A 13950-nucleotide genomic window follows, 5' to 3' on the forward strand; every position below is an offset into this window, starting at 1 on the left:
GGTCGGGTCCCGGCTCAGGCGGCCGGAGTGCTCTGCGCGGCCTTGGCGGCGGCCTCGTCGAGCAGGTCCAGGTAGTCGTCGAGGACCCACGAGATCGAGAGCGGCGTCGGGTTGGCGGCGGTGCCGAGCGGCGTGGAGGGCAGGCGCACGATGGCGTCGTCGGCGACCGCGGGGATCTGCGAGAGCAGCGGGTCGGCCTTGAGGGTGCTCACGAGCTCGTCGTCGCCGTAGGTGACGATCACGTCGACGTCGCTGAAGGCGTCGGCCTGCTCGGCGCTCTGCGTGAGCGAGAACTTGTCGGTCGCGGCGGAGGCGGTCGCGATGCTGCCCGGGGTGGCCATGCCGAGGTCCTCGAAGAACGCGGGGCGGGTGTCGTGCGAGGTGTAGAAGCTGACCTGGCTGAGGTCCGTCGGGTCGACGTGGGTGAGGAACATCGCCGAGGTGCCGGCCAGCTGCGGGTGCGCGGCGACCTTCTCCTCGATCTCGCCCTCGAGCTCGGTGATCAGGGCGGCGCCCTCGTCGGCCCTGCCCATCGCCTCGCTGTTCAGCGTGATCATGTCGCGCCAGGAGGTGCCCCAGGCGGTCTCGGGGTAGGCGACGACGGGGGCGATCTCGCTCAGGGTGTCGTAGTCCTCCTGCGTGAGGCCGGAGTAGGCGGCGAGGATGACGTCCGGGTCGGTGTCCGAGACGGCCTCGAAGTCGATGCCGTCGGTCTCGTCGAAGAGGACGGGGGTCTCGGCGCCGAGCTCGTCGAGCTTCTCGCTCACCCAGGGGAGGAGCCCGTCGCCGTCGTCGTCGCCGAAGTTGGCGGCGGCCATGCCCACGGGGACCACGCCCAGCGCGAGCGGGACCTCGTGGTTGGCCCAGTTGACCGTCGCCACGCGCTCGGGCGCCGACTCGATGGTGGTGGTGCCGAGAGCGTGCTCGATCGTGATCGGCGTGAAGCCGCTGTCGGCGGCGGCGTCGTCTCCGGCGGCCGAGCCGCTGCAGCCGGCGAGGCCGATCGTCAGCGCGGTGGCGGCGAGCAGGGCGAGGGGCGTGGTGGCGCGGGGCATGGGTCCCTTTCGAGAGGCTGTGCGGGAGGCGGCGCAGGGTCCGAGTGGACCGGCACTAAGGACAGCCTAACCAAAGAATGTGCGTGCTCTCAGCCCCGATTCCTCGCCTCCCGAGGTCGGAGGCGCCCCGAGGTGCCGCTCGCGGAGCCCGGAGACGGCCCCGCCACGGCCGCGGACGTCAGGCCGTCGCGAGCCTCTCGACGGTGCGCAGGTTCCGGGTCGTGGTGCTCGAGCGGTAGGCGGAGCGGGCGAGGATCCGCGCGACCGGCGTGTCCGTCGAGGAGCCGCGCGGGCAGCGCCAGTAGAGGACACCGGCACCCCGGGCGACGAGCTCGACCGCCGGATCCGGCTCGCCGATCGCGGCCTGCGCGGCGTCGAGCGCCTCCTCGTCCGAGCCGAAGACGACGTACGGATGCGCCTCCTCGTCGATCCGCGGGAACGGGTAGGCGGTGAGCACCGCGGCGAGCGCCTCCTGCGTCACGAGCACGATCCAGGCGTCGTAGCCGAACCGCTCGGCGAGCGCCGCCTCGAGCGCGGGCTTCAGCTCGGCGGCCGGGCGGTCGGAGTCGAAGGCCGCGTTGCCGCTCGCGAGGACCGTCCGCACCCGGTCCACGCCGATCCCGGCGACCGTCTCGGCGAGCTCGGCGCTGCGGACGGTGCGGCCGTTGACGTTCACTCCGCGGAGGAGGGCGAGGAACCGGGTCATGCGGCCGACGGTAGCGTGACGGCATGGCGCGCGGAAGCGGACGACGACGACCCCGGCGGACCCTCGAGGAGGAGATCCTGCGGGCGAGCGAGCGCGGCCCCGGGGCGAGGACGCGGGCGGAGACCGTCCCTCCCTCCGGACGCCGGCTGGTGGCGCCGCCCGCCTCGGGCACCCTGCTCCACGTCGACGTGGACGCGCTGGTGGCGCTCGCCGCGCGGGAGGACCTGCTGATCGCGCTGGAGCGGCGGATCGGCGAGCACGCGGTGGCCGCGACTCCGGTGCTCTCGTGGTGGTCGGCGACTCCGTCGGTCCCGGGCGAGGAGGAGGAGCGCCGGCTCGACGCGCTCGTGCTGCGGACGGTGGAGCTCGGGGCGGGGCCGGCCGAGGACGTGGACTCGCGGCTTCGGGAGCTGGCGCACGAGGGCGGTCTGGACGAGCTGGGCGCCGCACTGGCGCTGCTCGCGCGGGTCCCGGATCCGCCGGCGGCGTTCCAGGATCCGGACGGGTTCCTGCGCGTGATGGTCCCGGAGTCGCCGTTCGAGCGGCGGCTCGAGGTCCTCGCGGAGGCGCAGGGCCGGGCGGGCGAGCTGCTGGTGCTGCTGCGCGACTGCGCGTTCACCGCGACCCTGCCGCGGCGGCGCTCGGCGATCGCAGCGATGAGCGGCCGGATCAGGGCGGCCGCGGACCCGGGGCGCCTCGACTCCCGGCGGCTGGACGAGCTCGCGGAGGCGGTGGACGCGGCGCTCGAGAAGCGGTGGACCGTGCTCTGACGGCGGTCCGCGTTACGGGCGCGCCCGTCGCGGTGACCGTTCGCGCACCGGTTCAGCCCCCGCGCACCCCGGGTGAATAGGCTGGACGGATGCCTCTCACCGGTCTCGACCTCCGCCGCTTCCCCGCCGCCCTGAACGACGAGGGCGGTCCCGACGCCGCCACCGCCGCGTGGGCCACCGCGATCAACGCGGGCTTCCACGAGAAGGAGTTCACGCCGGAGAAGCTGCGCGACTGGGCCGAGCACATGGTCGCCGACCAGCGCGTGCTCACCGCGGTCGTCGACTCCTCCGCCCCCGAGGGGCTCGACGGCGCGGGCGTGCCGGTCGGCACCTACGCGGCGTTCCCCGGGGCCCTGCAGGTCGGCGGCGGACGCGAGCTGCCGGCGCACCTGGTGTCGCAGGTGACCGTGCGGCCCACGCACCGGCGCCGCGGCATCCTGCGCGCGATGATCACCGAGGACCTGCGCCTGGCGAAGGAGGCCGGCACCCCGGTCGCCGCGCTCACGGCGAGCGAGGCCTCCATCTACCGCCGGTTCGGCTTCGGTCGCTCGGCCTTCACGCGCTCCATCCGCGTCGACACCGGGCCGCGCTTCGGCCTGCAGACCGAGCCCGCCGGCCGCGTCGAGGTGGTCGCGACGAGCTGGCTGCAGCCGCGCATCCCCGCGGTGTTCGCCGCGTTCCAGGCGTCGACCCCCGGCTCGCTCACCCGGCAGTCGCGCTACGAGGCGAACTCCGTCGGCACCGCGTCCGGCGAGACCACGCCCGGCCTCGACGTCCGCTCGGCCGTCCACCTCGACGAGGAGGGGACGCTCGACGGCTTCGTGACCTACCGCGCGGTCGGGCCCGAGGACGACAAGACCCTCGAGATCGTCGACCTCGTCGCCCCCGGCGCCGACGCCTACCTCGCGCTCTGGGGCTACCTCGGCGCGGTCGACCTCGCCTCCGCGGTGACCTGGGACATGGCGCCGGTGGACGATCCGCTGACCTGGGCGCTCCGCGACGCGCGCGTGGTGCAGGTGAGCCACGTGGGCGACCTGATCTGGCTGCGGGTCCTCGACGTCGCCGCCGCGTTCTCGGCTCGGCCGTGGACCGCTGACGGCTCGGTCGTGGTCGAGGTGGCCGACGGGCTCGGGCTCGCCGACGGCCGCTACCGCCTCACCGCCTCGGGCGGCTCCGCCACCGTGGAGCGCACCGGGGACGAGGCCGAGCTCGCGCTGGACGTGGCCGACCTGGGCTCGCTGCTGCTGGGCTCGGTGCGGCCGTCGATCCTGGTGAAGGCCGGGCTGGCGCGCGTCACGGGCGAGGCGGGGCGGATGGACCGGCTGTTCGCGCCGGTCGCGACGCCGTACTGCATCTCGTTCTTCTAGGAGGCACCGCCCTCTCGGCGGCACCGCCCTCTCGGCGGCACCGCCCTCTCGGCGGCAGCGCGCGGCCGGCGGTATCCGGCTCCCGCGCCGCCGCCGCCGCCCCCGCGCATCCGCGGCCGCCGCGGACTGCCAGCCGCCTCCGGGCGTCCGCGCATCCCGCGTCGGTCATGCTGGAGGACCCGTCCCCGACACCGGCAGGAGTTCCGCGTGGGTGCATCCGTGATCGTCGACGTCATCGTCGTGCTGAGCCTCATCGGCGCGCTCGTCGACGGTCTGCGGCGCGGCCTGCTCCGGACCCTCGGCGGTCTCGCCGGGATCGTCGCGGGCGCGATCGGCGCCTCGTTCGCCGTGCCCGCCGTCTCGTCGTGGACGGCCGGCAGCGAGTGGCGCCTGCTCGCCGTGATCGGCACCGCCGTGCTGCTGCTGGGCGTCGGCTACGCGATCGGAGCGACGCTCGGCGCGGTCATCGGCCGCGGAGCCGACCGGGTGAAGCTCGGCCTGCTCGACCGGCTCGCGGGCGGCGTCGCCGGCGTCGCGATCTCCGGCCTGGTCTGGATCGCCGTCACCTCGGCCGTCTCCCTCCTCGGCGTCCCCCTCGTCACGACCTCGGTCGCCGGATCGACGGTCATCCGCACGATCGACGACCTCACCCCCTCCCCCGTCCGCGCCTTCCTCGCCCAGCTGCAGTCGACCGTGGTCGACGAGGGCACGTCCTGGGTCGTCGAGGCGCTCGACGCACCGACCCAGGCGCCCGCGATCCCGGACGTCTCGACCGACGACCCGGAGGTCGCCGCCGCCACCCGCTCGGTCGTGCGCGTCTCCGGCACGGCCTGGGCCTGCGACGTCGGAGTGACGGGCAGCGGCTTCGTCGTCTCGGACGACCGCGTGATCACCAACGCGCACGTGGTCGGCGGAGTCTCGCAGCCGGTCGTCGAGGCGCCGGGCGAGGCCCCGCGCACCGGCCGCGTCGTCTACCTGGACCCGGCCGCCGACCTCGCCGTGATCGCCGTCGACGGGCTCGACGCCTCCCCGCTCCCGCTCGACGACGCCGTCGCCGCCGGGGACGACGCCGTGGTCGCGGGCTACCCCTTCGGCGGCCCGCTGACCCTCGGCTCGGCCGAGATCTCCTCCGACGCCACGGTCTCGCTGATGGTCGACGGAGCACCGACCTCACGGGAGGTGCTGACCCTCGCCGCCGTCGTCAACCAGGGCAACTCGGGCGGCCCGCTGCTCTCTCTCGAGGGCACCGTGTCGGGCGTCGTCTTCGGCAAGGCCGCCTCCGTCGACAACGTCGGCTACGCCATCCCGCTCTCGGTCCTCACTCCCGTGGTCGAGCAGGCCGCCTCGCTGACGGACGCCGTCGATCCGGGGGCCTGCCGCTCGAAGTGAGCGGTCACGGCAGCGGTCCGTCGACCAGCACGAGGGTGAGGTCGTCGAGCCGCACCGTCTCGGGCCGCGCTGACTCGAGGTAGGCGGACACGCGCGGATCGACGGGGAAGCGCGCCGACCGCTCGATCGCGATGGCGACGATCCCGGCGGACGACGGATCGGTCGTCACCCGGTCGCCGATGTAGGGCACGTAAACGCCCGAGGACATGCCCTGCGCGAGGACCAGGCCGCCGTCGAGGCCGCGCTCGCGCAGCACGTCGGCCACCCGCGCGATTCCGGTCGGCCGCTCCTGGGCGATCCCCGCCGAGGTGGCGATCGCGATCACGAGGGAGGCGGCCAGCAGCACCGCGCCGGCGCCGCGGGCGAGGGGTGCGGGCAGCACGATCCCGCCGCGCAGCGCCTCCGCCATGCCGACGCCCGCCAGCGCGCAGAGGAGCCACGCCCACGCCGCGTAGTAGTGCGGCAGCGCGACCGAGCTGATCGCCAGGTGGAACACGAGGAGGAGCAGCGTCGCGGCGCCCAGGTAGAGCACCAGCGCGCGGCGCCGTGGAGCGAGCAGGGCCAGCAGGGTCCCGAGGAGCAGCACGGCGAGCGCCGCCGGCCCGATGCCGACGACCATGAACCAGAGGTTCGCCCACCACGGAGGGAAGACGTACGCGGTCCCGGCGACCTCGATCAGGTGGCCGTCGGCGTTGTGCTCGGACTGGAACTCGAGCAGGTACCGGACCGCCTCGACCGGGTGCACCGGCAGGTAGGCGAGCACCCCGGTGACGACGAACGCGACGGAGAGGGCGAGGCCGCCCCGCAGAGCCCGGGCCCTGCTCCCCGACCACAGCAGCGGCAGCAGGAGCACGGGCGCGAGGACCGCGGTGGTCAGCTTCGAGGTGACCGACAGCGCCAGCAGCGCACCGGCCAGCGCGATCAGCCATCCGCTCCGCCTGCCCGGGGAGGCGCGCGACCAGGTCCACGCCGCCGCCATCGCCGCGACGGCGAAGAGCACCATGAACGGCTCCAGGAGCGCGAGGCGGTCGATCCGGGTGCCGGCGCCCACGGCGGTGCGCGGGAGGAGGAGGAACAGGCCGGCCGGGACGAGCGCGAGCGTCGGGCCTAGCTCGCGCCGGAACCAGAGCCAGAGCACCACCCCGGTGAGGAACGCGGCCGCGCCGGCGGCGATCCTGCCCGCGAGCAGCCCCTCGCCGAGCAGCACCTGCGCGAGCCCGATCAGGTACTTCGCCGTCGGCGGATGCTCGAGGTTCGCGCTCACGTCGCCGTGCAGGTAGTCCCAGCCCGCGGCGAGGTACACGGGCTCGTCCGACGAGATGTTCGCCGCTCCGAGGTTCCCGAAGCACTGGTAGAGCCCCCACAGCACGGTCCCGATCAGAGCCGCCCGCTTCACCCGCCCGATCCTAGGCGCCGGTGCCCGCACCGCTCCACCGGAGGGCCCGGGCCGCGGCGACCGCGGCGGGTAGGATCGACGCGCATCCCGTCCCCCTCCCCTGGAGCCTCCAGCACATGGCAGACAGCCGCACCGCCGTTCCCGACACCACTGCGAACGCGGAGGCGACGCCCGAGCGGGAGCAGCCCTACGCGGCCCTCGGACTCAAGCCCGACGAGTACGCGAGCATCCGCGAGATCCTCGGCCGCCGCCCCACGAGCGGCGAGCTCGCGATGTACTCGGTGATGTGGAGCGAGCACTGCTCCTACAAGTCGTCGAAGATGTACCTCCGCCAGTTCGGGCAGAAGGTCTCCCCCGCCATGAAGAAGAACCTCATGGTCGGCATGGGCGAGAACGCCGGAGTGGTCGACGTCGGCGAGGGCTGGGCCGTCACCTTCAAGATCGAGAGCCACAACCACCCGAGCTACATCGAGCCCTTCCAGGGTGCGGCGACGGGGGTCGGCGGCATCGTCCGCGACATCATCTCGATGGGCGCCCGGCCGGTCGCGGTCATGGACGCGCTGCGCTTCGGGGCGATCGACGACCCCGACACCGCGCGCGTGGTGCACGGCGTCGTGGCCGGCATCTCCTTCTACGGCAACTGCCTCGGCCTGCCGAACATCGGCGGCGAGACCTACTTCGACTCGGTCTACCAGGGCAACCCGCTCGTCAACGCGCTGGCCGTCGGCGTCCTCCGCCACGAGGACCTGCACCTCGCGAACGCCCGCGGCGTCGGCAACAAGGTCGTGCTGTTCGGGGCGCGCACCGGAGGCGACGGCATCGGCGGCGCGTCGATCCTCGCCTCCGACACCTTCGCCGACGGCGGACCGACCAAGCGCCCCGCGGTGCAGGTCGGCGACCCGTTCGCCGAGAAGGTGCTCATCGAGTGCTGCCTCGAGCTGTTCCGCAAGGACCTCGTCGAGGGCATCCAGGACCTGGGCGCCGCGGGCATCTCGTGCGCCACCTCGGAGCTGGCCTCCAACGGCGACGGCGGCATGTTCATCGAGCTCGACTCGGTGCTGCTGCGCGACCCCTCGCTCACGGCGGAGGAGATCCTCATGTCGGAGTCGCAGGAGCGGATGATGGCCGTCGTCACACCCGAGAAGCTCGACGCGTTCCTCGAGGTCGTCGGCAAGTGGGACGTCGAGACCAGCGTGCTCGGCGAGGTCACCGACTCCGGCCGCCTCATCATCAACTGGCACGGCGAGGAGATCGTCAACGTCGACCCGCGCACCGTCGCGGTCGACGGCCCGGTCTACGAGCGCCCGATCGAGTACCCCTCCTGGCTCGACGCGCTGCAGGCCGACTCCTCCTCCCGCCTGCCCCGCTCGACCGGCGGCGACGCGCTTCGCGCCGAGACCCTGGCGCTCCTGGGCTCGGCGAACCTCGCCGACAAGAGCTGGATCACCTCGCAGTACGACCGCTACGTGCTCGGCAACACCGCGCTCAGCTACCCCGACGACGGCGGCATGGTCCGCGTCGACGAGGAGTCGGGCCTCGGCTTCGCGGTCGCGACCGACGCGAACGGGCGCTGGTGCCAGCTCGACCCGGCACAGGGCGCCCGCCTGGCGCTGGCGGAGGCGTTCCGCAATGTCGCCGTCACCGGAGCGACCCCGGTCGCCGTCTCGGACTGCCTCAACTTCGGCAGCCCCGAGAACCCCGAGGTGATGTGGCAGTTCCGCGAGGCCGTGGGCGCGCTCGCCGACGCCTGCCTCGAGCTCGAGATCCCCGTCACCGGCGGCAACGTCTCGTTCTACAACCAGACCGGCGACGTGCCGATCTTCCCGACCCCGGTCGTCGGCGTCCTCGGCGTGATCGACGACGTCGCGCGCCGCATCCCCTCCGGCTGGCAGGACGAGGGCGACAACCTCTACCTCCTCGGCACCACCCGCGACGAGCTCGACGGCTCCGCGTGGGCCGGCACCATCCACGACCACCTCGGCGGGCTGCCCCCGCAGCTCGACCTGGCCGCCGAGCGCGCGCTGGCTGAGCTGATCTCGGCGGGCGCGAAGGAGTCGCTCATCGCCTCCGCCCACGACCTCGCCGACGGCGGGCTCGTGGTGGCGCTGGCCGAGTCGGCGCTGCGCTTCGGCGTCGGGGCGCGCATCTGGCTCGACGAGCTGATGGAGCGCGACGGCGTCGACGCGACGGCCGCGCTGTTCTCGGAGTCGACCGGCCGCGTGCTCGTGTCGGTGCCGCGCGAGGACGACGTGAAGTTCCGCGGGCTCTGCGAGGGCCGGGGCTACCCGGTGCTGCGCATCGGCGTGACCGACGCGGCGACCCCCGCGGTCGAGGTGCAGGGCCTCTTCATGCTGCCGCTGGACGAGCTGCGCTCGGTGAACGGCGCCGTGCTGCCGCGCCACTTCGGCTGAGCCTCCGGGCGATCCGAATCCCGCAGGAGTCGCGGTGGTCGAGCTGGACCACCGCGACTCCTGCGGTACCGGCTCCGCTCCGGAGTTCCGTGATTACGGAATGTTTGCAATAGTGGAGGCATGACCTCCTCCCGAGACCTCGCCGGCGAGGTCGACGAGCTCCGAGCGCGGCTGGACCGCCTCGAGCGCGCCGACACCCCCGCCGCGCCCGCCGCCGACGATCCGCTCTGGGCCCTGACCGCTCTCCGCGAGCGCCTGCCCTCTCCCGGCGGAGTCGTCTTCGCCGGCTCGGTCGCCACTCCGGCCGGCCCCGTCGAGTGGCAGTACGGCCTCAGCACCGACGCGTTCTTCGAGCGCGACTGGGGAGCGAGCCCCGGGCCGACCGCGCTCGCCGCGCTGGGCAGCCCCGTGCGTCTGCGGTTCCTGCAGGCGGTGGCCGGCGGAGTCGAGACCGTCGCCCAGCTCGCCGAGAGCGAGGGCGCGGGCACCACCGGGCAGATCTACCACCACGTCAACCAGCTGGTCGCCGCCGGCTGGCTGGAGGCGCGCGGCCGCGGTCGCTACGGCGTCCCGCCGGAGCGCCTCGTCCCCCTGCTCGTGATCCTGCTCGCCTCCGGAGGACCCCGATGACCCGCCGCCGCCTCGCTCTCGCCGCCGCCTCCGCCGCGGCCGTCGTCCTGCTCGGCGGAGTGCTGCTCCGCCCCTCCGCTCCCACCCTCTCGACCGAGGCGACCGGCGACGCCGAGATCGCCGGGTGGCTCCGGACCGACGTCGGAGACGGCGCGCGGAACCACCTCGTCGCCGCCGTGATCACGCCCGACGGCGTGCGCTACGGCGGACTCGGAGCCGACGAGCGGACCGAGGTCGAGATCGGATCGGTCACGAAGACGATGACCGCGCTCCTCCTCGCCCGGAGCGCCGCTGACGGGACGGTCGGGCTCGAGGACCCCGCCGCGGAGCACGCCGACGTCGGCGGCTTCACCGGGACGCTCGAGGAGCTGGCGACCCACCGCTCCGGCCTGCCGCGACTCCCCACCGGTGTCGGCGACCTCGCCTCGACGCTCGTCGCCCAGCTGCGCGGCACGGACCCCTACGCGGGCTGGTCGGCCGACGACGTCCTCCGGCAGGCAGCCGAGGCGGACCAGGGCGAGCACGTGCACGCATACTCGAACCTCGGTGCCGCGGTACTGGGCCAGACGCTCGCCCGCGCGGAGGGCCGCGACTACGCCGGTCTCCTCCGCGAGCGCGTCCTCGATCCGCTCGGGATGACCGCGACCTCCGTCCCGGAGACCGCGGACGCCCTCCCCGCCGACGCGCCGACCGGCTTCTCGGCGAGCGGGCGGTCCGTCGACGCGTGGACGATGGCGGGCTACGCGCCGGCGGGCGGCGTCCGCTCCACGGCGGCTGACATGGCCCGCTACGCGCAGGCCCTCCTCACCGACAATCCCGCACTGGGGGTGCCCGCGGCGAGCGTCCTGGATCCCCGGTTCGACGCCGACGGGGCGCGGATCGGCCTCGGCTGGTTCACCTCGGAGTCGGAGGACGGCGGATCCGTCACCTGGCACAACGGAGGGACCTCCGGCTACTCGACGATGCTCGCGATGGACCGGGAGCGCGGCCTAGCCGTGTTCGTCAACGGGGACACGGCGAGCTCGGTCGACGAGCTCGGTCTGCGCCTGCTGCAGCGCGCCGGGGAGGAGTCGTGATGATCGCCTCGATCCTCGTCCTGCTCGTCGTCGCGTTCACCGTCGGCCGCTTCGCCCTGGGGAGCATCCCCCGGCGCCGGGCGGCCGGGTTCCTCGACCGCGACCGCGTCCGGACGCTCGCCCGCGGCGTCGAGGCCGTCGCCGTGCTGCTGCTCGGGCGGGCGCTCGTCGACTGGTCGGCGCTGACGCTGCTCCCCTGGGCCGTGCTGGTGGCTCTCACCGCGGCCGGGGCGGCCGGCGCCGTGCTGCGCTGGGACGGGCTGCCGTGGTTCGAGGACCCGGCGCGCCGCCGCTCGCGGACGACCGGGCTCGCGGCGACCGTCGCCGTGTCGGCGGTCCTGATCGGCGTCCTGGGCTGAGCGCCGCGCGCGTGCCGTCGGATCCGCGCCTTCCGCGGTGGTCGCGTGCTGCTGCGAGGCGGGAGGAGTGGCGGCGGGCGCGGGCGGGAGCGGCGTCAGCCGGTCTGCGCGGGGAGGTCGTCGGGCTCGGCGTTGTCGAGGACGCGGCCGTTCTGGTCGCCGACGCTCAGGACGGTCGTCGGGCGGAGGTTGAGGGTGTCGCCGCCGTAGAGGCTGTCGATGTCGACGCCGTCGCGGCGCACCGAGTTCAGCGCGGAGAGGTAGTCGGAGCTGATGCAGAACCGGTCCGCGATCCGCTCGCTGATGTCGCCCGCTGCCACCAGGTAGGAGGCCGGGGCGCCGTCGGAGGCGGTGCTCGCCGTCCCGGTCGCGCCGACGCGGGTGCCGCGGTCGCGCACGCGCTCGAGGTCGACGCCGTCGAGCGTCCCCTCGTCGAGCGCCTGGACGACGCACTCGCCCGAGACGTCCTCGACGGGTGCGGGAGTGGTCGAGACGCTCGGCACCGGCCGCGGCGTGGACTCGGCTCCGGCGGCGGGCGGTGCGGTCGAGGCGGTCGAGGCGGTCGGCTCGGCGGGTGCGGCGGCGGGGCTCGTCGCCTCCGCCGTGCAGCCGGCGAGCAGGACCACGGCGGAGAGGGCGATCACGAGGCGCTGCGTCGTCCGGACCATTCCGCGACTCTAACCCGGCACCCGGGCGGCCGGGCGCCACCGCGCCCAGCGGGCTGCGGGCGATCCGGTCGAGGCCGCTGGACCCGGCCGACGCGCAGGCCCGACCGAGGCGGGGCTCGGGCGGCCCCTGGACGGCGCGCCCCCGATTGACCTCCCCCGTCGATCGCACCCATGCCGAGCACCTGTTGGACACGCGGCCCGAACCGGAGTCGACTGGGACCATGCAGTACACGCACCTCGGCCGCACCGGCCTGTCCGTCTCCCGCACCGTCCTCGGCACCATGAACTTCGGCATGCAGACCGAGGAGTCCGACTCGTTCGCGATCATGGACCGCGCGCACGAGCTCGGCGTCAACTTCTTCGACACGGCCAACGTGTACGGAGGCGAGGCCGGCCGCGGCGCCACCGAGGAGATCGTGGGCCGCTGGTTCGCGCAGGGCGGCGAGCGCCGCGAGCGCACCGTCCTCGCGACCAAGGTCTTCGGCGACATGGGCGAGTTCGCCGCTCCCGGAGCCGAGCGCGGCCGCGACTCCTGGCCCAACGGCGGCCGTCTCTCGGCGCTCACCCTGCGCCGCGCGCTCGACGAGAGCCTCCGCCGCCTGCAGACGGACCACATCGACCTCTACCAGTTCCACCACGTCGACCGGACGACTCCCTGGGACGAGATCTGGCAGGCGATGGAGGTCGCCGTCCAGCAGGGCAAGGTCCTCTACGTCGGCTCCAGCAACTTCGCCGGCTGGCATCTCGCCCAGGCGCAGGAGGCGGCGCGCGCCCGCCACTTCACCGGCCTCGCCTCCGAGCAGTCGATCTACAACCTGCTCGTCCGCGACGTCGAGCGCGAGGTCCTGCCCGCCGCGCTGCACTACGGGCTCGGCGTCATCCCCTGGTCGCCGCTGCAGGGCGGACTGCTGGGCGGCGTGCTCGAGAAGACCGCGGAGGGCGGGCGCCGCTCCTCCGAGCGCACCCTCGCCGCGATCGAGGAGCACCGTCCCGCGCTCGAGCAGTGGGAGGCGTTCGCCCGCGAGCGCGGCGAGGCGCCCGGCGAGCTGGCGCTGGCGTGGCTCCTCCACCAGCCCGCCGTCACCGGTCCGATCACCGGGCCGCGAACGCTCGAGCAGCTCGAGAGCGCCGTCGCCGCCGTCGACATCACCCTCGACTCGGAGGCCCTCGCGCGCCTCGACAAGATCTTCCCCGGCCACCGGACCGCCCCCGAGGACTACGCCTGGTGACCACCCACCCCACTGCGAAGGAGCATTCATGAAGCAGCGCACTCTCGGCGACGTCCAGGTCGGCGCGATCGGACTCGGCGGCATGCCGATGTCGATCGAGGGCCGCCCGGACCGCGAGCGCTCGATCGCCACGATCCACGCCGCCCTCGACGCCGGCGTGACCCTGATCGACACGGCCGACGCCTACCACCTCGCCACCCAGGACGACCTCGGTCACAACGAGCTGCTGATCGCGGAGGCGCTGCGCAGCTACGGCGGCGACACCTCCGCCGTGCTCGTCGCCACCAAGGGCGGCCACCTGCGGCGCGAGCCCGGCCCCTGGGACCAGGACGGCCGCCCCGAGTACCTCAAGGAGGCGGCCCGCGCGTCCGCGAAGCGCCTCGGCGTCGACGCGATCGGCCTCTACCAGTACCACCGGCCCGACCCGGCGGTCCCCTACGCCGACTCGATCGGAGCGCTGGCCGAGCTGCTCGACGAGGGCGTCGTCCTCCGCGCGGGCATCTCTAACGCCGACCCTGACCAGATCCGCGAGGCGCACGGCATCCTCGGCGAGCGCCTGGTCTCGGTGCAGAACCAGTTCTCGCCGTCGTTCCGCTCCAGCGAGCCGGAGCTCGAGCTCTGCGCCGAGCTCGGACTGGCGTTCCTGCCGTGGAGCCCGCTCGGCGGCATCTCCTCGGCGGGCGAGCTCGGCTCGCGCTACTCCGCGTTCGCGGCGGTCGCCGAGGTCCGCGGCGTGACGCCGCAGGTCGTCTGCCTCGCCTGGGAGCTGGCGAAGGCCCCGGTCGTGCTGCCGATCCCGGGCGCCTCCCGCCCCGAGAGCATCCGCGACTCCGCCACGGCGGCCGACCTGGAGCTCACGCCCGAGGAGCTGGCCTCGCTCGACTGAGCCCGTTC

Annotated in this window: 13 protein-coding genes; 9 read left to right on the top strand and 4 right to left on the bottom strand. The window is 74.2% G+C overall.

From position 1 onward, the window contains the following. Positions 1-14 precede the first annotated feature (14 nt). Positions 15-1055, bottom strand: coding sequence for an iron-siderophore ABC transporter substrate-binding protein (locus tag C5C25_RS11285; protein ID WP_104222743.1), 1041 nt, complete (start codon positions 1053-1055; stop codon positions 15-17). 178 nt (positions 1056-1233) lie between these two features. Then, entirely contained in the window at positions 1234-1761 is a 528-nt protein-coding gene (locus C5C25_RS11290) for a DUF1697 domain-containing protein (RefSeq protein WP_104250654.1), read from the bottom strand. A gap of 23 nt (positions 1762-1784) precedes the next feature. On the opposite strand from C5C25_RS11290, the gene C5C25_RS11295 reads away from it, so the two are divergent. From C5C25_RS11295 to C5C25_RS11305, 3 genes are all read left to right on the top strand, one after another. Continuing rightward, entirely contained in the window at positions 1785-2531 is a 747-nt protein-coding gene (locus tag C5C25_RS11295) for a DUF2254 family protein (RefSeq protein ID WP_104250655.1), read from the top strand. An 89-nt stretch (positions 2532-2620) separates the two neighbouring features. Continuing rightward, entirely contained in the window at positions 2621-3898 is a 1278-nt protein-coding gene (locus tag C5C25_RS11300; protein WP_104250656.1) for a GNAT family N-acetyltransferase, read from the top strand. Between the two features lie 207 nt (positions 3899-4105). Next, entirely contained in the window at positions 4106-5287 is a 1182-nt protein-coding gene (locus tag C5C25_RS11305) for a MarP family serine protease (RefSeq protein WP_244230541.1), read from the top strand. A gap of 4 nt (positions 5288-5291) precedes the next feature. Here C5C25_RS11305 and C5C25_RS11310 read toward each other — a convergent pair whose 3' ends face one another. Beyond that, positions 5292-6683 carry a glycosyltransferase family 39 protein gene (locus C5C25_RS11310; RefSeq protein ID WP_181133690.1) on the bottom strand — a complete coding sequence of 464 codons (1392 nt, stop codon included), beginning with the start codon at positions 6681-6683 and terminating at the stop codon, positions 5292-5294. Between the two features lie 116 nt (positions 6684-6799). Between C5C25_RS11310 and purL the strand changes: the two genes are divergently transcribed. The 4 genes from purL (at position 6800) to C5C25_RS11330 (ending at position 11159) form a co-directional block, all read left to right on the top strand. Further along, complete coding sequence (gene purL / locus C5C25_RS11315; protein ID WP_104250658.1) at positions 6800-9094, top strand: phosphoribosylformylglycinamidine synthase subunit PurL; 2295 nt, start codon at positions 6800-6802, stop codon at positions 9092-9094. Positions 9095-9214: 120 nt separating this feature from the next. Beyond that, the gene (locus C5C25_RS11320) at positions 9215-9724 is read left to right on the top strand and encodes a helix-turn-helix transcriptional regulator (RefSeq protein ID WP_104222749.1); all 510 of its coding nucleotides are present in this window, start codon (positions 9215-9217) and stop codon (positions 9722-9724) included. Beyond that, positions 9721-10800, top strand: coding sequence for a serine hydrolase (locus C5C25_RS11325; protein ID WP_104250659.1), 1080 nt, complete (start codon positions 9721-9723; stop codon positions 10798-10800). The genes C5C25_RS11320 and C5C25_RS11325 overlap by 4 nt, the downstream gene beginning before the upstream one ends. Further along, complete coding sequence (locus C5C25_RS11330) at positions 10800-11159, top strand: hypothetical protein (RefSeq protein WP_104234265.1); 360 nt, start codon at positions 10800-10802, stop codon at positions 11157-11159. The genes C5C25_RS11325 and C5C25_RS11330 overlap by 1 nt, the downstream gene beginning before the upstream one ends. A gap of 95 nt (positions 11160-11254) precedes the next feature. On the opposite strand, the gene C5C25_RS11335 is transcribed toward C5C25_RS11330, so the two are convergent. Next, the gene (locus C5C25_RS11335) at positions 11255-11827 is read right to left on the bottom strand and encodes a hypothetical protein (RefSeq protein ID WP_104247469.1); all 573 of its coding nucleotides are present in this window, start codon (positions 11825-11827) and stop codon (positions 11255-11257) included. A 221-nt stretch (positions 11828-12048) separates the two neighbouring features. On the opposite strand from C5C25_RS11335, the gene C5C25_RS11340 reads away from it, so the two are divergent. Together C5C25_RS11340 and C5C25_RS11345 are read left to right on the top strand one after the other, a co-directional pair. Next, on the top strand, positions 12049-13056 hold the full coding sequence (locus C5C25_RS11340) for an aldo/keto reductase (RefSeq protein ID WP_104250660.1): 1008 nt from the start codon (positions 12049-12051) through the stop codon (positions 13054-13056). Positions 13057-13084: 28 nt separating this feature from the next. Beyond that, on the top strand, positions 13085-13942 hold the full coding sequence (locus tag C5C25_RS11345) for an aldo/keto reductase (protein WP_104250661.1): 858 nt from the start codon (positions 13085-13087) through the stop codon (positions 13940-13942). The last annotated feature ends 8 nt before the right edge of the window (positions 13943-13950 follow it).

It is taken from the genome of Rathayibacter sp. AY2B9 (assembly GCF_002931595.1).
GTDB lineage: Bacteria > Actinomycetota > Actinomycetes > Actinomycetales > Microbacteriaceae > Rathayibacter.